Source organism: Alkalimonas delamerensis, from assembly GCF_030717955.1.
Classification (GTDB): Bacteria; Pseudomonadota; Gammaproteobacteria; order Enterobacterales; family Alteromonadaceae; genus Alkalimonas; species Alkalimonas delamerensis.
Genome location: NZ_JAUZVY010000006.1, coordinates 72708 through 95019 on the forward strand (window position 1 = coordinate 72708; position 22312 = coordinate 95019).

Annotated in this window: 16 protein-coding genes and 1 tRNA gene; 8 read left to right on the forward strand and 9 right to left on the reverse strand. The window is 53.9% G+C overall.

Translation table 11 applies throughout. The features are described from left to right. Nucleotides 1–6: 6 nt before the first annotated feature. Both pgmB and Q3O59_RS13480 read right to left on the reverse strand, forming a co-directional pair. Complete coding sequence (gene pgmB, locus Q3O59_RS13475) at nt 7–669, reverse strand: beta-phosphoglucomutase (RefSeq protein WP_305946082.1); 663 nt, start codon at nt 667–669, stop codon at nt 7–9. After that, entirely contained in the window at nt 666–3002 is a 2337-nt protein-coding gene (locus Q3O59_RS13480) for a glycoside hydrolase family 65 protein (protein ID WP_305946083.1), read from the reverse strand. The genes pgmB and Q3O59_RS13480 overlap by 4 nt, the downstream gene beginning before the upstream one ends. Before the next feature lie 158 nt (nt 3003–3160). Here Q3O59_RS13480 and Q3O59_RS13485 point away from each other — a divergent pair, with 158 nt between their 5' ends. The 4 genes from Q3O59_RS13485 (at nt 3161) to Q3O59_RS13500 (ending at nt 9522) form a co-directional block, all read left to right on the forward strand. Then, nucleotides 3161–4399 (forward strand): MFS transporter, encoded by a 1239-nt coding sequence (locus Q3O59_RS13485; RefSeq protein ID WP_305946084.1) that lies wholly within the window; start codon nt 3161–3163, stop codon nt 4397–4399. A 35-nt stretch (nt 4400–4434) separates the two neighbouring features. Beyond that, nucleotides 4435–5853, forward strand: a complete 1419-nt coding sequence (locus Q3O59_RS13490) for an MFS transporter (protein ID WP_305946257.1) — start codon at nt 4435–4437, stop codon at nt 5851–5853. A gap of 113 nt (nt 5854–5966) precedes the next feature. After that, the gene (ssb, locus tag Q3O59_RS13495) at nt 5967–6533 is read left to right on the forward strand and encodes a single-stranded DNA-binding protein (protein ID WP_305946085.1); all 567 of its coding nucleotides are present in this window, start codon (nt 5967–5969) and stop codon (nt 6531–6533) included. Continuing rightward, the gene (locus Q3O59_RS13500; protein WP_305946086.1) at nt 6517–9522 is read left to right on the forward strand and encodes a diguanylate cyclase; all 3006 of its coding nucleotides are present in this window, start codon (nt 6517–6519) and stop codon (nt 9520–9522) included. Before ssb ends, Q3O59_RS13500 begins: the two co-directional genes overlap by 17 nt. On the opposite strand, the gene Q3O59_RS13505 is transcribed toward Q3O59_RS13500, so the two are convergent. From Q3O59_RS13505 to Q3O59_RS13515, 3 genes are all read right to left on the reverse strand, one after another. Then, nucleotides 9512–11842: an EAL domain-containing protein gene (locus tag Q3O59_RS13505; RefSeq protein WP_305946087.1), complete on the reverse strand. Its 2331-nt coding sequence runs from the start codon at nt 11840–11842 to the stop codon at nt 9512–9514. The two genes, Q3O59_RS13500 and Q3O59_RS13505, sit on opposite strands and share 11 nt — an antisense overlap. Nucleotides 11843–11964: 122 nt before the next feature. Further along, nucleotides 11965–12702, reverse strand: a complete 738-nt coding sequence (locus tag Q3O59_RS13510) for a DUF481 domain-containing protein (protein ID WP_305946088.1) — start codon at nt 12700–12702, stop codon at nt 11965–11967. Further along, the gene (locus tag Q3O59_RS13515; protein WP_305946089.1) at nt 12702–13529 is read right to left on the reverse strand and encodes a mechanosensitive ion channel domain-containing protein; all 828 of its coding nucleotides are present in this window, start codon (nt 13527–13529) and stop codon (nt 12702–12704) included. Before Q3O59_RS13515 ends, Q3O59_RS13510 begins: the two co-directional genes overlap by 1 nt. 195 nt (nt 13530–13724) lie before the next feature. Here Q3O59_RS13515 and Q3O59_RS13520 point away from each other — a divergent pair. The 3 genes from Q3O59_RS13520 (at nt 13725) to Q3O59_RS13530 (ending at nt 15825) form a co-directional block, all read left to right on the forward strand. Continuing rightward, nucleotides 13725–13800: transfer RNA gene (locus tag Q3O59_RS13520), tRNA-His, on the forward strand. Between the two features lie 57 nt (nt 13801–13857). After that, nucleotides 13858–14400 (forward strand): DUF1285 domain-containing protein, encoded by a 543-nt coding sequence (locus Q3O59_RS13525; RefSeq protein ID WP_305946090.1) that lies wholly within the window; start codon nt 13858–13860, stop codon nt 14398–14400. A gap of 141 nt (nt 14401–14541) precedes the next feature. Next, on the forward strand, nt 14542–15825 hold the full coding sequence (locus Q3O59_RS13530) for a metal-dependent hydrolase family protein (RefSeq protein ID WP_305946091.1): 1284 nt from the start codon (nt 14542–14544) through the stop codon (nt 15823–15825). A gap of 29 nt (nt 15826–15854) precedes the next feature. Here the strand turns inward: Q3O59_RS13530 and Q3O59_RS13535 are convergent, their stop codons facing one another. The 3 genes from Q3O59_RS13535 to Q3O59_RS13545 form a co-directional block, all read right to left on the reverse strand. Then, on the reverse strand, nt 15855–16331 hold the full coding sequence (locus Q3O59_RS13535) for a DUF2489 domain-containing protein (RefSeq protein WP_305946092.1): 477 nt from the start codon (nt 16329–16331) through the stop codon (nt 15855–15857). Beyond that, nucleotides 16328–16903: a Der GTPase-activating protein YihI gene (gene yihI, locus Q3O59_RS13540; RefSeq protein ID WP_305946093.1), complete on the reverse strand. Its 576-nt coding sequence runs from the start codon at nt 16901–16903 to the stop codon at nt 16328–16330. The genes Q3O59_RS13535 and yihI overlap by 4 nt, the downstream gene beginning before the upstream one ends. A gap of 651 nt (nt 16904–17554) precedes the next feature. Next, complete coding sequence (locus tag Q3O59_RS13545; protein WP_305946094.1) at nt 17555–18181, reverse strand: c-type cytochrome; 627 nt, start codon at nt 18179–18181, stop codon at nt 17555–17557. A 189-nt stretch (nt 18182–18370) separates the two neighbouring features. On the opposite strand from Q3O59_RS13545, the gene yihA reads away from it, so the two are divergent. Then, the gene (gene yihA / locus Q3O59_RS13550) at nt 18371–18997 is read left to right on the forward strand and encodes a ribosome biogenesis GTP-binding protein YihA/YsxC (protein ID WP_369812393.1); all 627 of its coding nucleotides are present in this window, start codon (nt 18371–18373) and stop codon (nt 18995–18997) included. Between the two features lie 394 nt (nt 18998–19391). Here yihA and polA read toward each other — a convergent pair whose 3' ends face one another. After that, on the reverse strand, nt 19392–22166 hold the full coding sequence (gene polA, locus Q3O59_RS13555) for a DNA polymerase I (protein WP_305946095.1): 2775 nt from the start codon (nt 22164–22166) through the stop codon (nt 19392–19394). Between the last annotated feature and the right edge of the window lie 146 nt (nt 22167–22312).

Genomic DNA, 22312 nt, shown 5'->3' on the forward strand with positions numbered 1-22312 from the left:
CTTGATTCAAGCCAGCGCCTGCAACTGGGCTATCGATAGCGCCGCTATCTGCGGCACCACCAGGCTGGCCTGAGCCAGCAGCGCGGGTTCACCAATACCAACCGGCCGCATACCTGCGGCGCAAATGGCCTCAATCCCCGCCACCGCATCTTCCACCCCAATGCAGTGCGCCGGCACCACGCCAAGGCCGGCGGCGGCCAGTAAAAACACTTCCGGATCGGGCTTGCTGTTTTTTACCTGATTGGCATCAGCGACGTAATCAAAATCGGCGGCAATCCCCAGCCGATCCAGCACAAAAGCGGCATTCTTACTGGCTGAAGCCAGGCCAATCTTCCAGCCTTTGGCTTTGATGGCGGCAAAGAGTGGCTGTACCCCAGGATACAAATCAGCTGGGCTCATATGCTGGATCAACTCCAGGTAATGGGCATTTTTTTGCGCCATCAGCCGCTCTTCTTCCGCCGCACTGAGCACCAAACCGCCCTTGTGGGCAATCCAGCGCAACGAATTCAGCCGGTCGACGCCTTTTAGCTGCTCGTTATCCTGCTCGGTAAAGGGCACGGCCAGTTCATCGGCCAGCGCTTTCCAGGCACGGTAGTGGTACCAGGCAGTGTCGGTCAGCACACCATCAAGATCAAAAATAATCGCCCGGATGGTCATTGGCTGGTTCATAGCACCTCCCCAGCCAATAACGGCCGTTGCTGTGGTTGCTGCGGTATCAGCTGCAAGGCCTCACCGTCGTGGTAAATCGTCAGCGGCTCACCTTGCTGCAGCTGGTACTGCGCTTTGCCTTGCTGCACACTGAATTCAAGGATCCGGCCGCGATAATTGAGCCGGAAACTCAAGCCGGGTAGTTGCGCCGGCAAGCGGGGCGCAAAATGCAGCCCATCAGGCCGGCTGCGCAGGCCGGCAAAACCAAACACCAGCGCTTGCCAGGTGCCGGCCATGCAGGCGATATGGACTCCGTGCTCGGTGTTGCCGTGCTGGTTGTCGAGATCCATCCGCGCCGAATCACCAAAGAAGGTCAGGGCTTGTTCCAGCTGGCCAAGCTCAGCGCAGGCAATGCTGTGAATGCAGGCCGACAAACTGGAGTCATGGGTGGTCAAAGGCTCGTAATACGCCAGATTGCGGGCCTTTTGTGCCGGGCTAATGGCATCATCCAGCAGCACCATCGCCAGCACCACATCGGCTTGCTTGAGCACCTGATGGCGATAAATCACCAGCGGGTGGTAATGCAGCAGCAGCGGGTACTTGTCTTTCGGAGTGGCAGCAAAGTCCCAGCGTTGTTTCTCCAGAAAGCTGTCATCCTGCGGATGCACCCCAAGCCGCTTATCCAGTGGCAAATACATCTGCTCGGCGGCCTGCTGCCACAGTGCCAGCTCGGCGGCGCTAAGCTGCCAGTCCTTCAGTCGCTCCGGTGCTTCTGCTTCGAGCTTAGCCACCATCTCGATGGCAAAGCGCAAATGCAGCTGCGCCATGGCATTGGTGTAAAAGTTGTTGTTGACGATGGCGGTGTATTCATCCGGCCCGGTTACAGCGTGGATCTCGAAAGCCCCATCGCGGCGCGGATTGAAAAAACCAAGCTCAAGCCAGAGCCGGGCCGTTTCTACCAGCATTTCAATGCCCTGCTCGCGCATAAAGTCCCAGTCTGCCGTCGCCAGATAATAGCTACGAATGGCATAGGCAATGGCCGCATTGATGTGGTACTGTGCCGTGCCGGCCGGAAAGTAAGCCGAGCACTCTTCGCCGCCGATGGTACGCCACGGGTACAATGCCCCTTTGCTGTGCGCCATTTCACGGGCCCTAAGCCTTGCGGCATCCAGCTGCCGGTAACGAAACCCAAGCAGCTGCCGCGCTACCACCGGCTGGGTAAAGCTCAGACAGGGGATGACATAAATTTCAGTATCCCAGAAATAGTGGCCATCGTAGCCCGGACCGGTCAGGCCTTTGGCGCCAATGTTGCTATGGCCATCCTTACCGGCCGACTGCCACAAGCTGAACAAATTAAAGCGAATGCCCTGCTGCATCGCCGCATCCCCCTCGATCTGCACATCGGCCTGTTGCCAAAACTGCTGACAGGCCTGAGCCTGCGCTGCCGCCAAATCGGCAAAGCTGTGCTGACTCAGTGTGGCCAGTTGCTGGTGGCACCAGGCAGTGAGATCGCTGCTATGCTGGCTGGTCTGATGGCGATACAGTACCCATTTGGTCAGGCTGGCTGCTTCGCCCTGTTGCAAAGTCCAGCTCGCCTGCTCACACAGCACGCCTGGCTGTTGCTGCAGTTGACGGATCCCGCCCGCGACAGCCGGCCATTCATGCTGCATCATGGCGCAGACGGCAAAGTCACTGCCGTGCACCCGGTGCAGCATCCAGCCCTGCTGGCCGGCAAAGCCTTGTTGCTGCAAATTCAGTGTATCGGCAATTGAAAACACTCCGACCCTGGGGTCGTCTTTTTTACTAAAGGGGGCATAACAGGCATCCAGCTCGGAGAACACCTGCACCTCCCCGGTGAAATTCAGTGCTGTCAGCTGATAGGTGATACACATCAGCTCAGGGTGTTGCATCGACACCAGGCGCTGGCTGCTGATCAGCAGCCGTTTACCGTTTTTGCTCTGCCATTGCCATTGCCGCTGCAACAGACCCTGGCGCATATCCAGGCTACGCTGATGTTCGAGCGCACCGCCAAGCTCAATGCGTTCGCCATCCAGCTCGCAGTAGATGCGCTTGCCATTGGCAACCTGCAGCATGGTGTGGTTGTTGCGGGCAAAACCACAGGCCGACTCACCGTACTGGATTGGCTCGGAGCTGTAGACGCCATTTAAGTAAGTGCCCTCGCAGCTTGATTGGCCAGCCAGGCCTTCTTCAAGCGTACCGCGGGTTCCGATGTAACCATTGGCCAGGCTCAGCAGGGTTTCACACAGCAGCGGCTGAGCCGGTAGCAGTGCCTGCTCGGTCAGACGCCAGGGATCTACCTGTAACGGGCCGGCGAAAGGGGTACGTGATGCCATAATGCTTACCTTTTGTGCAATGCTGTCGCCACTATACAATGAATTAAATTGCAATTGCAATCGATTGCAAAAGCAAATGTTTTGGGTGTATAGTGACAAAACAGGGTAAAAAAGCAGCAGGCAGCAGCACTGCCGCAGCATAAAAAGAGACGACCACCATGAACCATCTACGCATTAAACTGGCATTACTGCTGACCTATTTTGTCTTTGCCATCTTGTTAAACAGCGTTGGCACTGTGATTTTGCAGGTGATCCACAGCTTTCAGGTCAGTAAGGAAAGCGCCAGTTTGCTGGAGGGGTTTAAAGACATTCCGATTGCGGTGGTGTCATTCTTACTGGCATCCTGGCTGCCGCGGCTGGGCTACCAGCGCGCCATGATGATTGGTGTGGCCATGGTAATGCTGGCTTGTATCGCCATGCCGCTGTTGCCGGCATTCTGGACCACCAAGCTGCTGTTTTTTACCGTCGGCTCCGCTTTTGCCCTGGTCAAGGTCTCGGTCTACGCCAGCATTGGCCTGATTACCGACAGCCGCGAGCAGCATGCCTCCTTGCTGAATTTTATCGAAGGTTTCTTTATGCTGGGGGTATTATCCGGTTACTGGGTGTTCGCGGCCTTTATGGATCCGGCCGAGCCGGAGTCGCTCAGCTGGCTGCAGGTGTACTGGCTTTTAGCCGCGCTCTGTTTGCTGAATTTGCTGTTGCTGGCCAGCACCCCCATTCCGAAAGTACACCTCGAGCCAACACGCAGCGCCCGGCAGGACTTCGTCGGTATGCTGCAGCTGCTGGCGCTGCCTCTGGTGCTGGTGTTTATTGTTTCGGCCTTCCTGTACGTGGTGCTGGAGCAGGGCATCGGCACCTGGCTGCCGACCTTTAATAACCAGGTGTTGCAACTGCCGAATCAGCTGAGTGTGCAGCTTACCAGCATTTTTGCTGCCAGCCTGGCGCTGGGCCGGTTGTTGGCGGGTGTCGTACTGCGTCATCTGTCCTGGTATGCCCTGGTCAATCTTTGCCTGGTTGGGATGGCGGCCCTGATGCTGCTGATCCTGCCGATGACCCGGAATGTGGTGGTGCCTGAAACAGTGCATTTGTGGAATGCGCCGCTGGCTGCTTATTTATTTCCGCTGATTGGTCTTTTTATGGCGCCGGTCTACCCCATTATCAGCTCGGTGATGTTAAGCGCACTGCCCAAAGCCCGCCATGCCGCCATGACCGGTCTTATTGTGGTGTTTTCCGCCCTTGGCGGCACCACCGGCTCAATGATCACCGGCCTGACCTTCGCCCGCTTTGATGGCCAGACCGCCTTTTACCTGTCGTTAGTCCCTCTTAGCCTGCTGCTGCTGAGTCTGGCGCTGCTGTATCGCTGGCACCGCCAGGGTTCAGTACCAGCAACGGCCTAGCAAAGATCAGGACCGATGCACCTTGTGAGTTGGCTGTGGTATACTCCGGCGCTGCTATCACAACCACTCAAAGGCTTATGCAACCGACATCGCATCAGTTAACTTCTGCCGAGAAAAAAGCGGCCACAGCGCTGGCGCTGGTTTTTTCCAGCCGGATGCTGGGCCTGTTTATGCTGCTACCGGTATTTGCCATTTATGGCAGCGAGCTGGTCGGTTTCTCGCCACTGTGGATTGGGTTGGCCATTGGTGCCTATGGCTTTACCCAGGCGCTGCTGCAAATTCCGATGGGCTGGTTGTCCGATAAAATCGGTCGCCATCAGGTGATGCTGCTTGGCCTTGGCCTGTTTGCGCTCGGCTCAGTGGTCGCAGCGCTGGCCGACTCGGTCTACATGGTGACTTTGGGTCGGGTACTGCAAGGGGCCGGTGCCATTGCCGGTGCTGTACTGGCCCTGGCCGCAGATCTCACCCGTGAAGAGCAGCGCCCCAAAGTGATGGCCATTATCGGCATGAGCATCGGTTTGTCCTTTGCTGTCGCCATGGTGCTGGGACCGATGATCGCCGCCCGTGCCGGTTTAAGTGGTGTGTTCTGGTTTACCGCCGCCACGGCCATTCTGGCGATGGGACTGGTGCTGCGCACTCCTAAAGCCATTTCTCAGGCGCCACAGCGCGAAACGTTGGCAGTACCTGCTTTGCTTGGCAAGCTGCTGCGCTCGCCCCAGCTGATGCGATTGAATCTGGGTGTGATGCTGCTGCACTTTTTACTGACCGCGCTTTTTATTGCCTTGCCGCAGCAGCTGCTGGCACTGGATTTCGGCAGTGAGGCGCATTGGCAATTGTACCTGCCAGTGCTGTTTGGCTCTTTCATGCTGATGGTGCCGATGATTATCTTAAGTGTCCGTAAACAACAAGAGATTGGCTTTTTCCGGCTGGCCTTGTTGCTGCTGGTCGCGGCCGCCTTGCTATTTTGGTTGGGCCCTTTGCAGCTGCCCGCCTTAGCGCTTGCGCTGCTGCTGTTTTTTACCGGCTTTAATTATCTGGAAGCCAGCTTGCCAGCGCTCTTGTCCCGACAAGCTCCTGCCGGGCAAAAAGGCACCGCCATGGGGCTTTATTCCAGCGCCCAGTTTTTTGGTGCCTTTTTGGGTGGCCTGGCCGGCGGCCTGGTTGCCAGCTGGTTTGGCTTGACCGCAGTTTATGTACTGAGCGCTTTGCTGGTACTGGGCTGGTTGCTGCTGTCGATTGGCATGACGGTGCCGGCCAAAGCCGAACGTCTCAGTCTGGACCTGCAATCCAAAAGCAGCAGTGAAGTCAACGCCCTGCTGCAGCAGGTCAGTGCCTTGCCGGGCGTGCTGGAAGCGACCCTGGTACCGCAAGAGCAGCGCTGTTACCTCAAGGTAGAAGCCGGTCAGTTTGATTACCAGCAACTGCAGCTGCTGCAATCATCAGCAACCAGCTAAGACTTTTACCCCCATCGCTGCTTGAATGCCCTTTGGGCATGGTATACTCTGAGCAAAATGACGAACAGGTCTGACAAATTCAGCGCCAGTGATCGAGCGAGGAGAAAACATTCATGGCACGTGGTGTAAATAAAGTTATTTTGATCGGGAATCTGGGCAATGACCCGGAGGTTCGCTACATGCCGCAGGGCGGTGCTGTCGCCAACTTGAGCGTGGCGACCTCAGAAAGCTGGAAAGACAAAAACACCGGTGAAATGAAAGAGCAAACCGAGTGGCACCGGGTGGTGATTTATCAGCGTCTGGCGGAGATTGCCGGTGAATACCTGCGTAAAGGTTCCAAAGTCTACCTGGAAGGCAAACTGAAAACCCGCAAGTGGACCGATAAAGACAACATCGAGCGTTACACCACCGAAATTGTTGCCAACGAAATGCAAATGCTGGATAGCCGTAATGAAGGTCAGGGTGCAGCGGGTGGCTACCAGAACCAACAGCCTATGCAGCAACGCGCGCCGCAACAACCTGCTCAAAATAACTTTCAGCAGCAAGCGCCTGCCGGGGGTTACCAGCAACAGCAAAGTGGCTACTCGCAAAGCCAGCCCGCCCAGCAGCGGCCTCAAAATCAGCAACAGCGTCCGCCGATGGAACCCCCTATCGACTTTGACGATGACATCCCTTTCTAATCAAGCCATGCTACCCGGCCCTCAACCCGAGTTGAGGGCTCTCTTTTCAGTCCGTACCTTGCTACTGGGCTGCTTGTTTTTCCTTTGTTTTCTGCCTTTTCTGACCAAAGCTGACACCGACTCATTGCAACATGCTTTTCTGGAGCGATGGACGACTCGGGATGGCTTACCACACAATACCATCAACAGCATCGTCCAAACGGATGATGGCTACCTTTGGTTTGCCACCTGGGAAGGCATTGCCCGCTTTAATGGCCGTGAATTTACCCTCTTTGATCGCAGCCGTGCCACTGGCTTGCCCGACTCCGGCATCTTTGCGCTGCATGCCAGCCATAGCAACACCTTGTATGCCGGAGGTTCCCGTGGAGGCCTGATCCGGTACCAGGATCATCAATGGCAACCGCTGCCTGCTGCAGGTGCGCTGGTCCGGGCTGTTTTGCTCGATCAACAACAGCGGCTTTGGATAGCGACAGAAAGTGCAGGTTTGTGGCGGCAAGAGCCTGATGGTCAACGCTATCGCATCCGTGGTGATACCGGCCTGGCGAATGAAGCCATGTACGGCCTGGCAGCGCACCCGGATGGCAGTGTCTGGGCTGGCACCGCCGAAGGATTATTCCAAATCAGCGGGCAAGGTGTTCGGCATTTCCGTAACAACGACGGCCTGCCCGCAGGCCCGGTCTTCAGCATCGCCCATCACCGGGAGCTGGGTGTTGTCGCATCAACCGAACAAGGTGTCTTTGTTGGCAATGCTAATGACGGTTTCCAGCTGCTGGATAGCAATCTCACCATGCCATCCTCAGCCTTACTGGTGGATGATGCGACACTATGGATAGGCACCTTAAGCGATGGTCTGTTCCGTTACAACCAACAGGGCCTGGAAGCCCTGGGGACCGACAGCAACAAACCATCCAACCGAATTTTGTCTCTGCACAAGGACCGGGAAAACAGTTTATGGATTGGCACCAATGGTGGTTTGTTCCGCCTGCGACATGCCCCCTTTACCAGCATCACGACCCAGCACGGGCTGGCAGATAACTTTGTGCGAACTGTACTGCCGTTGGCTGATGGCAGTGTGCTGGCAGGCACCAGCCGTGGTGTCGCTCATATCCGTCAACAGCTTGCCAGTCCTTTTGAGCATCCGGCGCCGCTCTTGCGAGAATCCATTCTGAGCCTGGCGCAAGATGCAGAAGGAACACTTTGGTTTGGTAGTTATGCCCATGGTTTGCTCGCTGTCGCTTCAGATGGCAGCAGCCAGTTGTTTGATCGCGACGATGGCCTCTGGAGCAATGAAGTGCGGGCAATCTTACCAGCAAAGGATGGCAGCCTATGGATTGGCACATCCCGCGGGCTGAATCGTTGGGTTGATGGAACCATGCAGCAATTGGATACCAGCTCCGGTTTGCCTGGCAACTACATTATGGCGCTGTTTCAAAGCAGTGATGGCCGCATCTGGATTGGCACCGGTACCGGCGTAGCCTGGTGGCAAGATGGCACCATCTCTGCGGTTGATTTGTACAGGCAGGATGGTGCCGAATTTGCTTTTGGCTTTCTGGAACTCCCTGAGGAACAATACCTCTGGATGGCGACAGACCGGGGCCTTGTACGCTTGAACCTGCAAGACAATAGCCTGGGCGTGCTGGGACGTGAGTCCGGGCTGCCTTTTGATAAATACTTCCAGGTCGTTGCCGACACCAGCAATAACCTTTGGCTTAGCAGCAATCGCGGTATCCTGCAATTTTCGCTCAATGATGCCCGAGCTGTTATGGCCGGCCGCAAAGCCCAGCTTCCATTCGAGCACTTCGCTGAAGGCGATGGCATGCTGAGTGCGCAAGCCAATGGTGGCTCGAATCCAGCAGCCGCCCGTCACCCGGATGGCTCCATCTGGATAGCCACAGCTGGCGGGGTGGTATTCTCACAACCAGAACGCTTGAAGAGTTTTTCTACCTTTATCCCACCGGTAGTGATTGAGCAAGTTCGTATTGATGGTGACTGGGTTGCACCACAGCATCGCAGGGAATTGCCTGCTGGTACCCAGCGTATAGAGCTGTTCTATGCAGGCCTGGGTTTTGTCATGCCGCAGCATATCCAGTACCGTACCCGTTTGTTGGGCTTTGACCAGGACTGGGTCGAACGTGGTCACCAGCCTTATACTGAACTCACCAACCTGCCACCAGGCCAGTATGATTTTGAGGTCATTGCCGCCTACCCGGGCGGAGACTGGAGCTCGGAGCCCGCGGTATTCAGCTTCTACATTCAGCCTCACCTATGGCAACGTCCCACCTTTTGGCTGCTGCTCTTTTTTGCCATCGCCGCCACACTGCTTTGGTTGATTCGCTGGCGTATCCAACGGCTGGAACAAGCCGCTTCAGAACTGAAGCGACAAGTCGCTGAGAAAACAGCGCAGTTGCAGCAAAAAGCGGACCATTTGCAACAAAGTAACCGGGAAAAGACGGAGCTGCTGGAACAATTGCGCCTGCAATCCGAGGCCTTTGCCCGCCAAGCACGCCAGGATCCTCTGACTGGCCTGGCCAATCGCCGGGTGTTCGATGAGGTCTTATCGCAGGAGGTCAGCCGCAGCCAGCGTCACCAACATCCGTTGTGCCTGGCTCTCATTGACATCGACTTTTTCAAACAAGTGAATGATGAGTGGTCTCATGCCGTGGGCGATCAGGTGTTGATCCGGGTTGGCCAATCTTTGCTCCAACAATGCCGTAGCAGTGATACGGTATCCCGCTGGGGCGGCGAGGAGTTTGCGTTGCTGCTGCCGGAAACCCGCTTGCCAGAGGTGCTGCAGCTGTGTGAGCGCTTGCGCCATGAGGTAAGTCAGCTTGATTTTTCCGATCTCGCCAAGGATCTGCACATCACCGTCAGCATTGGCATCGCGGAGTGCAAAGAACAGTTGGCAGCCGAGCACTTATTGGGCCTTGCCGACAAAGCCCTGTATCAAGCCAAAGCCAATGGACGCAACCAGGTCTGCATTAGCCCCTAACATCCACCATGCTGCTTTGCAGCAGACTGGCAAAGTCCTCTGGCGGGATAGGTTTTGAAAACAAGTAGCCCTGGTATGCATCGCAACCAATCTGCTGTAGGAAATCGCGCTGCGCTTCGTACTCCACGCCCTCGGCTAACACTTCAAACCCCAGCGTATGCGCCAGAGTGACGATGGCCCGGCAAATGGCCGCATCTTGCTGATGCGAAGGCAGCTGATCGACAAAGCTTTTATCCAGCTTCAGCACATCCAGTGGGAAGGCTTTCAGGTAAGCGAGTGAGGAGTAACCGGTACCAAAGTCATCAATCGCCAAGCGTACACCCAACTGCTTAAGTTGTTGCAACCGGTGCACCACATCATCGTGTTGTGACATCAGCGCACTTTCCGTCATCTCCAACTCCAGCATAGCGGCATCGAAACCAGTGGTCAGCAAAATATCGGTGATCTGCTGCAGCAAATCTTCCCGCTGAAATTGATGGGCTGAGACATTGAATGAGATCCGGACTGGTGGTAACCCTTGTTGCAGCCAGATTGCGCCCTGACGGCAGCACTGTTGAATGACCCAGAGCCCAATTTCATGAATCAGCCCGGTACTTTCTGCCACCGCAATAAAACGATTAGGCGCAATCAATCCCTCATCAGGGTCTTGCCAGCGAATCAAAGCCTCAGCCCCTACCACCTTGCCACTTTGGGTATCCACCTGCGGCTGATAGTGCAGCACAAACTGCTCTTGCAACAGTGCACGCCGTAAACGGGATTCCAGCGCCAAACGCTCTCTGGCACTGCGGGTCAGACCATCGGTGTAATAAGCGCTGTTGTTGCGCCCTTCACTTTTGGCTTTGTACAGGGCGGCATCGGCTCCCTGCAGCAATGCCTCAGCACTTTGCTCATGCAGCGGGTACAGACTAATGCCAGCACTGGCACTGAGCTTGACTTCCATGCCATTTCGAAGCGTCCATACCCGATGGATGCATTGCAGCAACTTATCGGCGATACGGGCGGCATCTTCCGGCTCTGCAATCCCTTCAGCCTGAACGGCAAACTCATCTCCACCCAATCTCGACAACAGATCGGTCGGCCTGAGCACCGCAGCCAGCTTCACACTGACCTGCTGCAGCAACTCATCACCAATGCTGTGTCCATAGCTGTCATTGATATTTTTAAAGTGATCAATATCCAGAATAATCACCGCTATCAACTGACGGTGTCGATCGGCGCGTTCAATTGCCTGTTGCAGTTGATTTAAGAAGCTTGAGCGATTGGGTAAATCCGTCAGAGCATCGAATTCAGCCAAATAGGACAGTTGCTGCTCTTTGAGTTTCAACTCGGTCAAATCGATATCGATACAAAACATTTGCGGCGTTTGATCCGGTAACTGCAAAAAAGCATGGGAAGAGTACACCGTCACCGGGCTTCCGTCCTTGCGTTTGAGCACCAACTCCGAAGATGGGATGGCTTGTCCCGTCGTCATCATCTGTTGGGTGGCAGCCTTCACATCCTCCGCCATCGCTTCAGGAATGATCAAATCGAGCAGATTGTTCCCGACCGCTTCCTCAGCGCTGTAACCGTAAATACGCTCACTGGCTCTGTTCCAGTAGATGGTGGTGCCATCAGCTTCATACCCCTGAATGGAAATCGCTGCCTCACTGTCCAACAACGTCTGGAATTTCAAATTGGCAGCCCGAAGCTCTGCCTCAATTTTCTTCAAAGCATCAATGTCTTCAACGATCGAAATATAAAATGGCTGCCCAAAAGCCGGATTATCGACTTTGCGGACCCCAAGCCGACACCAGAGATAATGTCCTTCTTTATGGCGATAGCGCTTTTCCATGCTGTACTCACGCCTGACACCGGTTTGCAATTGCTCCAACTGCACCAAATCCCGGCTTAGATCATCCGGATGAGTCAACTGCTGAAAGGTCTTGCTCTGCAGTTCCAGTTGGCTGTAACCGAGGAGCTGTTGCATCCGCTCATTGGTCCTTAACCACTGTCCATCCGGACTCACATGCGCAATACCAACATTGGCCAGCTCAAAGGTTTGCTCATAAAGTTGCCGAGCCCTGGCAGATTGCTGCGCAGCCGACTGGCGCTGCGCCAACAGCAACCAGGCAATGGCTGCGGTAAAGCCGACATAAAGCCAGCCTTTGTAGGTTTGATATTGGCTGTACAAATCCGGATCGGTCACCACCACACCCAACAGGTAGTCGCTGCTGCTGATCCACAATAGACCGAAAGCCAGGTACAAGACGGCACCAAACCATGGCCGTTGACTAAAGTGTTTTTTGAACGGGCCGTATTGGTTGCCGTGGACACCATGCATGCGTCATCTTCCTTGTCTGTGCTTTGTGATAACTTACAGCCTGATAAGCATAGACTATTTTGACGCAGGTACTAAAAAACAGACCCCGGCTTGCGGGGTCTAGACCAAGAGGGAGCCGGCGATCAGAACGAATACACCAGAGTCAGCGAGGTTTGGGTGTCGGTGCGTTTTTTATCCAGCGGCACGTCGGTATCGTTTTGCACGGTAAAGGCCGCTTTCATCTGCATCCGTCCATTGATCCGTGCCGTCAACGAGGTTTCAGCGGTGGTCCGGGTGTTGTCATCACCGTATTCCACCACCACTTCCTGACGGAACTTGGCATTTTCGCTGATTTGCCAGCGGTAAATGGCGCCAGCACGGGCCAACAGGCCATTTTCTGTTTCGCCCAATGCTGTTTTGCCACGGAAATAACCCGGACCAATCTCAACATTCAGACTGTGGTCGGTCAGATTGAGCAAGCGGGTACCGTAACCAACAGCCAGGGTGGAGTATTTGCGATAAGCACCGAATTTATCGTCGGTATGGCGCCCCAGTACAAACAAGGTGTCGTGTTCTTTTTCCAGCTTGTAAGCACTTTTCACCGAGGCACTGTAGCGTTCGGCGGTACGCTCCCGTTCAGAGCTGCCATCCTCCAGCCGCTTTTTGTCTTCTTTAAAAAAAGCACTGAACTGGTACTCGTTATCAAAGCGCTCCAGTCGTTGCAGTGAATTCAAGCGACCGGTGACGGAAGTGCCCTCGGTATTGCCGGTGGTGGTAATGGCGCCAAGCTCGGCCGACGAACTCCATCCCAGTTCATCGGCATGGCTGTTAAAACCAGCCACAGCAAGCATCAGGGCTGCGGCTGTCATTGAATACTTCATCAGTTCTCCTGCTTGTTGGAATGAAGGTGCACATCCATTTGTGGGAATGGAATGCCGATCCCCTGTTCATCAAAGGTCAGTTTAACTTTTTCCAGGGTATCCCAGTACACGCCCCAATAATCAGCGGCATTGACCCAAGGCCGCACCAGAATATTGACCGAGGAATCGGCCAGCTCACCGATAGCAATCACCGGTGCAGGCTCCGGCAGAATGCGCTCATCGGCTGCCAGAATGTCAGCCAGAATCTGCTTGGCTTTGCGTAAATCCGAGTCGTAGCTGATGCCAATGACGAGGTCGACCCGGCGAGTCGGCTCGGCAGAAAAGTTGGTAATGGCGCTGCCGGTGATCTGAGCGTTCGGGATCAACACTCGCTTGTTGTCCGGTGTTTTCAAAATGGTTTGGAAGATTTCAATTTTATCGACTGTGCCCATTACCCCACCGGCATCCACAAAGTGACCGGCTTTGAACGGGCGGAAAATAATAATAAGCACACCAGAGGCAAAGTTGGCCAGGGAGCCCTGCAACGCCAAACCAACAGCCAAACCTGCAGCACCCAAAATAGCGATAAATGACGTCGTTTGAACTCCGACATGCGACAACGCCATCAACAGCACCGCCACCATAATCAAGGTATAGACGATACTGCCTAAAAAGCTGACCACGGCTTTATCAATAGCACGGGCAAGCAAAGCCCGCTCCAGCACACCGGTAATTCCTTTCGCAATCCAGCGACCTATTACAAAGATCACCAGGGCAACGGCAATGCTAATCAGATGGTGAAACACCAGATCCTGATTCTCTGCCACAAAACTCGTTACTTCATCCATAAAAGTCTCCAGGCTGTTGGTTGGATAGCGCACATCCAGCAAGGTTGGCGCTGGATAGTCCGGTTCAAATCATAGCATAAGGCGTTCTCAGTACCGAAAAAAAGTGCTGGTAAGGCCCGGCTTTTTTTATGGCAGAAAAAAAATTTGGTGCTGCGAGCAATTTTCGTTAAAATACCGCCCGCAATACTCAGGATGGTGACTGTAGCTCAGTTGGTAGAGCCCCGGATTGTGATTCCGGTTGTCGTGGGTTCGAGCCCCATCAGTCACCCCACTTCTTTTTCTTCCCCACGATTTCCGCTAAGCTAAACTCAGAACCCTTTGAGCCCTGATGCCAATGCTTAGCTTGCAACAGCTACAACACCAACTGAAACAGACGCACGCTCCTGTCGAGCAGTGGGATCCGCCCTTTTGCGGCGATTTGGATTTGCGCATCACTGCGGATGGGCTCTGGTTGTATCAGGGCAGTCCGATTGGACGCCTCTCCTTAGTCAAACTCTTTGCCTCGGTGCTGGTGAAAGAGCAGCAGCAGTACTACCTGAAAACGCCGGTAGAGAAAGTGCGGATTCAGGTTGAGGATGTACCTTTTCTCATTACCAGTTGGCGCTGGCAAGCCACGGATGCGGGCCAGGCCTTAATCGTTGTGACCAATCTGGAACAGGAAGTGCTATTGGATCCAAATCACCCGGTCGAACTGCAGACCTATCAACAGCAAGACATCCCCTACATTCAGCTTTGGCACGGCTTGCAAGCCCGTGTCAGCAGATCCGTCTACTACCAGTGGGTTGACGAAGCTCTGCAACAACCTCAACAGCATCCGGATCAGCTCTGGCTGTACAGTGCCAAAGCGAATATTTTGCTCGGCAAGTTTTAGGGCCTGCTGTTCCAGATTGTGATAGTGTTACAAAATGGCGGCATATAGCTGCTGTATGCCACCGTTAGTCGCATCGCTCTTGCGCCAAAGCAAAAAGCTGCCAGATGATGAGTTTCTTTCTCATTGCCTTTCGGAGTCGCTATGCCTTGTCGAACGCTTCTTGCCATCAGTGTTATGCTGGCATGCACCACAGCTCAATCAGCCACCCTCATTCACGCCGGGACCCTAATCACAGCCGAAGATAACCGAGTGCTGACCAATCAAACCATTGTGGTCGATGAAGGTGTGATTCAACGCATTGAAGCTGGCTTTCGCCAGCCAGCTTCGGGCGACACCTTGATTGATCTGCGCCAACACACGGTCATGCCAGGCTTGATGGACATGCATACCCACTTTTCTACCCAAATCAGTGCCACCTCCTACTCGGATGCGTTTCGGCTGAACGAGGCGGATTATGCACTGCGCGGAGCCACCTTTGCCGAAAAAACTCTGATGTCTGGCTTTACCACTGTGCGTGAACTGGGCGACAGTCACCAAATCAGCGTGGCGCTTCGCAATGCCATCGCACGGGGCTATGTGCAAGGGCCCCGCATTTTTGCAGCAGGAAAATCCTTAGCCACCACAGGTGGCCATGCCGACCCAACCAATGGTGTCAGCTTCCGTCGTATGGGCGACCCTGGCCCGGTGGAAGGCGTAATCAACAGTGTTGAAGACGCCCGCAAAGCCGTGCGACAACGCTACAAAGAAGGCTCCGATTTGATCAAAATTACTGCCACAGGTGGTGTACTGAGCGTGGCAGCCAGCGGCATGAATGCCCAATTTACCGAAGAAGAAATTAAGGCGGTAGTGGCCACCGCACGCGACTATGGCTTTAAAGTAGCGGCGCACGCCCATGGCAAAGAAGGCATGGAGCGGGCCATTCGTGCCGGAGTAGACTCCATTGAACACGGCACCTACATGGACGATGCCACCATGGCGCTGATGAAACAACACGGCACCTATTACGTGCCCACCATCAGCGCAGGCAAGTTTGTCGCTGAGATGGCAGTGATGCCCGGCTTTTTTCCGGAGCTGGTCCGCCCCAAAGCACAAGAGATCGGGCCTTTAATTCAGGATACCTTTGGCAGGGCCTGGCAGGCCGGCGTTAAAATTGCGTTTGGTACCGATGCCGGAGTAGGACCGCATGGTGATAACTGGAAAGAGTTTGTTTACATGACCGAAGCCGGCATGCCCGCGATGGAGGCCATCCGATCGGCCACCTTCCACGGTGCACAGTTGTTGGGCGTCAGCGATCAGCTCGGCACCCTTACCGCCGGTAAAAAAGCCGACATCATTGCAGTACCCGGCAACCCACTGGAGCACATTGAGTTGATGGGGCAAGTCAGTTTTGTGATGAAAGATGGCGTGATTTACCGTCAGGACTGAGGCAGCGCAGTGATGCGCTGCCATCACTTTCAGGATACTGTAGATTGAGTCGCCTGTGAGCGGTATTGTTGCAGCAGGGACTCCACATCGGCCAGAATAAAGTCTTTTAAGTCCTGCTCCGCTTTTTCGCGGATCCGATCCAGCTGCCGAATGTGTTTTTTGTCGTGCTGCTGCCGAGCTTTGTGCGTCGGCATATCCTTGACCACCTCATACATCTGATGGATCCCCGGATAACTGGCGACCGGATCGGGTTTGTCAGCCAGCTCCAGATGATCAAGCAGCACCCACACCCGCAAAGCGCCTTCCGACAGCTCGCATTGCTCCGATTGCATGGCCCTGCTGATCAGCACAATGCTGTCAATCAGATACTGATTCTTTTTTTCCCTGGCTTGCTCCTGCTGTTGCTGCTGAACACGAACCATCAACAACAACTTACCGGCATAAAATGCCAGCGCAGCAACAATCGCCACACCAATCAACACCAGAGCTAGCAACAATCCACTCATCCTTTATCCTCATCCTCTTGCAGCAATTGCGCACGCCAGTCGGTACGCTCAAACTCTGCCAGCGGATCGCTTTCCTGAGCCTCGGCCTCAGCCTCATCCGCAAGCCCAAGCTGCTGCAGCAACTGCTCGTAACGCTCGGTCATGCGATTAAAATACTTGGCATCTTTGCCGGTCAGCACCTCATCCTTTTCCACCCGTTCCAGCAACTGCTGCAAACGGCTGTCTTGCTCCAGCTGCGCCAACTCCTGTTCCGGTGTCAACAAGGCAGAGGCGACCGCCTTGGTAAGCGTAGCTTTAGGTTGTACCGGCTTAAGCGTGGAATCACCGCCCTGGCCAGACTCTGGCAGCAGTGGGATCGGCTTTTTACTGCCCACTCTGGGGTCTTTGTCCCGCGGGCTGCCGGAGTTTTCAGCCTGTTTGCGCAGCAATTGCGAATTACGTTGCCCCGCCTTACCACCGGCGCCGGACTTTTTGCCTTCTTCTTTACGCTCCCGCAGTTTTCGTACTTCTGCGGCAGGTAAAAAGCGCGGCCCATTTTCGCCACTGTTGCGGGTTTTCTTACGTCGAGTCATGTTTAGCTACCTGCTTGGTGTCACCATGGCATCGCCTGGCAGACAACGGTTGATTGTGGAGTATTTTAACACAACGGATGGCTTGCGAGCAGCGGTCCAAGCTCACAGCATAAAGAAAAGGCGATAAGTTGCCTTATCGCCTCTGCTAGGTGTCAGTCATGGACACTTCTATCATCTGCTGCAGTCATAATGACTTGGTTGGACAGCGCGTCCGAAATAGTCCTGATGTTGTTATCAAATATCCCTTTGCAGCTTTTATTGTTGGTGCTCGTCCTGATGCTTTTTAAGTCGTCCTTCAATAGCGCACGAACATCGCAGCGATGTTGAATCCGTCGTCGCACTTGCTAAGCTTTCCGTGCCTTAGTTCCGTTTTTTCGACGCGTTACTCATGTAACGAAGTGTTAATTTACGCCAATCTGAGCAGATAACAACCCCTTGATGGAAAAAAATCCACAATTCCTGACCTGTTATTCACTATTGCTTGAATAATCAATAAATTGAATACATGTGCATGCAGGTAGCCTTAACAAGAACCATCCTGTATATGGCGAATATCCCACAGAGTTTGTAAGATATATCTCACAGCGCGCACGTTAAAGTGACAAAAAAACCAGCCGGTTGGCTGGTTTTTTACGGAACTCTTTGGCGATTTTAGTGCAAACCACCCAGATAGAGTGAGACCATTTCAATGTCTTCATCGGTCATTTTGCGAGCAATATCCCGCATCATGCCATTCATATCGTTGGCGCGTTCACCGCTGCGGAACTCTTTCATCGTCTCTATCAGGTAAGGAGCATGCTGAAAGGAGATACGAGGAAAGCCAGACAAGCTGGTACCCGCACCACGCGGGCCGTGACAGGCGATACAAGCTGGAATACCACGCTCGGCATCACCACCGCGATACAATTGCTGGCCCCGCTCCAACGCATGCTCCGGCGTGGTGCCCGGTGACATGCTCTGCGAGGCGTAAAATGCCGCCAAATCACGCATGTCCTGATCCGACAAACCGGCAACCATGCCAAACATCACCGCATTGCTGCGGCCACGCTCACCACCGGTCTGCATACCCAGCTGGTAATCTTTCAATTGCTTGTACAGATACTCGGCATGCTGGCCAGCAATCTTTGGATAAATATCCATCGGGCTGTTGCCATCCGGGCCGTGACAGGCCGCACAAGTAGCTGCTTTTTCCCTTCCGGCCTCTGCATCACCATCAAATGCGTGGGCCGCCCCAATCATGCTGAATAGCAGCGTAAGTGGCAGTACAAGTCTTTTCATGTTGTTTCCGTCTCTGTCCGCATAGGGTCGCCAGCTGGGTGGCACCGGGTTATTGTTCATTTCCGCTGCTTATTTTACACGATTCTGTCTAAGATAAAATCCCATCTGCGCAGCATTTACTTCTTCCGATCCATCCGATCCGTTACAATACCACTATCTGAATCGTCTTAGCCTTACTATTGGCTTGCTATGGAGTCCGCTGTGAGCACTCAAATTATCAATTATCAACAGGCTCGTTTTTTCACCAGTGCGCCGGATATTCGGGCTCTGCCAGCCGATGACGGCATTGAGGTCGCATTCGCTGGCCGCTCCAATGCTGGTAAATCCAGTGCCTTGAACACCCTGACCCGGCAAAAAAGCCTGGCACGCACCAGTAAAACCCCAGGCCGCACTCAATTGATCAATGTGTTTCAATTGACCGAGCAACAGCGCTTGATTGACTTGCCCGGCTACGGCTTTGCCAAAGTACCCTTAGCGGTTAAAGAAAAATGGCAACGTTCGCTCAGTGAGTACTTGCAAAAGCGCCAAAGTTTAAAAGGACTGGTCGTGCTGATGGATATTCGTCATCCATTAAAGGATTTGGATCAGGATCTGATCCACTGGGCGGTCGCCAGTCAGCTGCCTGTTCGCATCCTGTTGACCAAAGCCGATAAATTGAGCCCGGGCCCCAGAAAGAAAACGGTACTGCAAGTCTCAGAGGCGGTGCTGGCTTTTATGGGGGATGTCCAGGTGCAGGCGTTTAGCTCATTATCCAAACAAGGTCTTCCTGAGCTTGAACAAGCATTGAGTCGTTGGTTTCACCCTGACTCGGAGTAAAAAAACGGCCTCACAATGGAGGCCGGCATAGCAAACGGGGAGAAGCTATTAGTTCAAATCAACAGGGTGTCTCCTAACGAGACAATGTAATAATACTACAAAAAAAACTTCGTTTGAAGTATTTGCTCTAAAAAATAACCCATCTGTTAGCCGCAAAAAAAACGCCCCACTGCAATGCAGTGGGGCGATTAAAAAAGTAAGCCTACTTTCGACTACAGAACCAAAGCTCTGACGCTGAAAGATAGAACATCTTACCTCTGTACCCTACAATTTCTAGTCTAGCGGCTGCTGCTAAAAAATCAAGCACATTTGGTAAGAAAACTACAAAATTTCCACTTTCGGCAGATTTACTGCCTTTAAGGTAATTTTATTACTACTAAAAGCAGCCTGGCGCCTAATGCGCTTGTTGCCAATTGTCGCCGAAACCGGCTTCAGCCAGCAAAGGCACATTCAGCTCCGCAGCTTGTTCCATCACCGCTGCCAATTCTGCTGCCGCCTTTTCTACCTGATCACTAGCCACTTCAAAAACCAGTTCATCATGCACCTGCATGATCATCACCGCCTGCAAGTCGCTGCGCTGTTGCAAAAATGCAGCCACGTCAATCATTGCACGCTTAATAATATCGGCAGCCGTCCCTTGCATTGGCGCATTAATGGCCGCCCGCTCGGCCGCTTTTTTGCGGGCCATATTGCGGGCATTAATTTCGGGCAAATAGAGGCGCCGGCCAAAAATGGTTTCAACATAGCCTTGTTTATGGGCTTTTTGGCGGGTGCCTTCCATATAGGCTAAAACTCCAGGGAAGCGCTCGAAATAACGATCCACATACTGTTGAGCTTCTTGTCGGCTGATATCGAGCTGACGCGCCAACCCAAAGGCCGACATGCCGTAAATCAGACCAAAATTCACCGCCTTGGCCCGTCGCCGCTGCTCGGATGTGACTTCATCCAGCGCCACCCCAAAGACCTCCGCTGCTGTGGCTTTGTGAATATCCAGGCCAGCAGCAAAAGCATCCAACAAAGCTTGATCACCCGACAAATGCGCCATGATACGCAGTTCAATTTGCGAGTAATCAATGGCGAGAATTTTCTTCCCCTTCGGCGCCACAAAGGCTTGTCGGATCCGACGCCCCTCCTCACTGCGGATTGGAATATTCTGCAGATTCGGCTCGGTCGAGCTCAGGCGGCCAGTAGCGGCAACCGCTTGATGGTAAGAGGTATGGACCCGGCCAGACGTTTTCATCATGCCCGGTAATTTATCGGTGTAGGTCGATTTCAGCTTACTCAGCGTGCGGTGTTCCATCAACAAACGCGGCAACTCGTATTCATGCGCCAACTCCTGCAACACTTCTTCTGCGGTCGATGGGGTGCCTTTAGGCGTTTTTTTCAGCACCGGCAACCCTTGTTGCTCAAACAAAATTTGTTGCAATTGTTTCGGCGATGCCAGATTAAAGACTTGCCCGGCCAGTTGGTGCGCTTGCTGTTCCAGCTCCAGCAGGCGTTTGCCCAATTCACTGCTTTGCTGCTGCAGCAAGCTGGCATCGATCAGCACACCGTGCCGTTCCATCGACGACAAAATAGACACCAGCGGCATTTCGATGGTCTGCAACACCTGAACCAGCGATGACGTTTGCTGCAGCTGTGGCCACAGAGTTTGATGCAACCGCAGTGTCACATCGGCATCTTCGGCAGCGTAATGACTGGCGGTTTCCAACGCAATCTGATTAAAACGAAGCTGTTTCACCCCTTTGCCAGCGATATCGGTAAAACTGACGGTATTATGGCCCAGGTACTTCAGGGCCAGATTATCCATATCGTGGCGGGAGCCGACACTGTTCAGTACATAGGACTCCAGCATGGTATCAAAGGCAATGCCCTGCAAAGCGATGCCGTATCTTGCCAGCACACTTTGGTCGTATTTCAGATTTTGGCCAACTTTGGCCTTGGCCGCATCTTCCAGCCAGGGTGTTAGCTGAGCCAGCACCCAGTCGCGATCCAATTGCTCGGGGGCCCCGGCATAATCGTGCGCCACTGGCAGGTACCAGGCTTGACCCGGCGCTGTCGCAAAGGACAAACCAACCAGCTCGGCCTCCATGTAATCCAGACTGGTGGTTTCCGTATCCAGCGCGGTCAGCTCGCTTGTCGTGATGGCCTGCAGCAGCCGCTGAAAATCATCCTCGGTCAACACCGTCAGATACCGACTGCTATCCAGCTTACTGTTGGCAGCGTCGTCTTGTTCCGGTTTGGCTTGCTCCAACTCGGTTGCATCGCTGTCGGCTTTTGCCGGCTCGGCCACCAGCAACTCTTTTAACCAACGATTGAACTCACACTCCCGGTACAGCTGCTCAAGTGTTGCCGTAGCTACCGGTTGGATGGTCAGGTCATCGAGTTGATAGGGCAGTTCAACATCGGTCTTAATGGTGGCAAGCTGATAGGATAACTCCACCTGTTGCCGGTGGGCCATCAGCTTGTCCGCCATGCTTTTGGCACCGCGGAAATTGAGCGTCGCCAATTGATCGGCTTTGGCAAATAAGTCATCAACTCCGCCAATGCCCTGCAGCATGGCCATCGCGGTTTTTTCACCGACACCGGGCAACCCCGGAATGTTGTCGGACTTGTCGCCGACCAGGGCCAGGTAATCAATGATAAGCCTTGGTGGTACACCAAACTTGGCTTCAACCCCTGCGGTATCCAGCACCGTATCGGTCATGGTGTTGATCAGGGTGACATGCTGATCCACCAGCTGCGCCATGTCTTTATCGCCGGTCGAAATCACGGTCTCGCGACCCGCTGCACTGGCAGCCCTTGCCAGAGTACCAATTACATCATCCGCCTCTACACCCGGGACGCAAAGCAGTGGCAGGCCCATGGCTTCAATAATTCGGTGCAATGGCTCGATTTGGCTGCGTAAGTCTTCTGGCATAGGCGGGCGATGCGCTTTGTACTCAGCATACAAGTCGTTGCGAAAGGTCGGCCCTTTGGCATCAAACACCACTGCCATCTGCTCAGGACGATAGCGCTTCAACAAGCTTTTCAGCATATTGACAACCCCATAAATCGCGCCAGTCGCCTCACCACGGGAATTGGTTAAATGTGGTGGTGCATGGTATGCCCTGAATAAATAGGAAGAGCCATCGACAAGAACAAGGGGCGAGGTCGGATCAGCAGCCATAATCATCCTGTTGGTTTGCAAAGTGGGTTTCAACCAGGAATCATACTACAGGCAGTACCAAGGGCCTAGCTGGTTGGCTAACAACACCGACCATCAAGCTGTGGATAACTTTGTGCAAAGAATAATCGGCGCGCATCAGAAAGGAC

Bases quoted from the DNA above. Each gene is read 5' to 3' on its own strand.
- pgmB (WP_305946082.1), bottom strand. From the start codon at position 669: ATGAACCAGCCAATGACCATCCGGGCGATTATTTTTGATCTTGATGGT.
- polA (WP_305946095.1), bottom strand. From the start codon at position 22,166: ATGGCTGCTGATCCGACCTCGCCCCTTGTTCTTGTCGATGGCTCTTCC.
- yihA (WP_369812393.1), top strand. From the start codon at position 18,371: ATGGAGTCCGCTGTGAGCACTCAAATTATCAATTATCAACAGGCTCGT.
- Q3O59_RS13480 (WP_305946083.1), bottom strand. From the start codon at position 3,002: ATGGCATCACGTACCCCTTTCGCCGGCCCGTTACAGGTAGATCCCTGG.
- yihI (WP_305946093.1), bottom strand. From the start codon at position 16,903: ATGACTCGACGTAAGAAAACCCGCAACAGTGGCGAAAATGGGCCGCGC.
- Q3O59_RS13505 (WP_305946087.1), bottom strand. From the start codon at position 11,842: ATGCATGGTGTCCACGGCAACCAATACGGCCCGTTCAAAAAACACTTT.
- Q3O59_RS13485 (WP_305946084.1), top strand. From the start codon at position 3,161: ATGAACCATCTACGCATTAAACTGGCATTACTGCTGACCTATTTTGTC.
- Q3O59_RS13500 (WP_305946086.1), top strand. From the start codon at position 6,517: ATGACATCCCTTTCTAATCAAGCCATGCTACCCGGCCCTCAACCCGAG.
- Q3O59_RS13545 (WP_305946094.1), bottom strand. From the start codon at position 18,181: ATGAAAAGACTTGTACTGCCACTTACGCTGCTATTCAGCATGATTGGG.
- Q3O59_RS13515 (WP_305946089.1), bottom strand. From the start codon at position 13,529: ATGGATGAAGTAACGAGTTTTGTGGCAGAGAATCAGGATCTGGTGTTT.
- Q3O59_RS13525 (WP_305946090.1), top strand. From the start codon at position 13,858: ATGCCAATGCTTAGCTTGCAACAGCTACAACACCAACTGAAACAGACG.
- Q3O59_RS13535 (WP_305946092.1), bottom strand. From the start codon at position 16,331: ATGAGTGGATTGTTGCTAGCTCTGGTGTTGATTGGTGTGGCGATTGTT.
- Q3O59_RS13530 (WP_305946091.1), top strand. From the start codon at position 14,542: ATGCCTTGTCGAACGCTTCTTGCCATCAGTGTTATGCTGGCATGCACC.
- ssb (WP_305946085.1), top strand. From the start codon at position 5,967: ATGGCACGTGGTGTAAATAAAGTTATTTTGATCGGGAATCTGGGCAAT.
- Q3O59_RS13510 (WP_305946088.1), bottom strand. From the start codon at position 12,702: ATGAAGTATTCAATGACAGCCGCAGCCCTGATGCTTGCTGTGGCTGGT.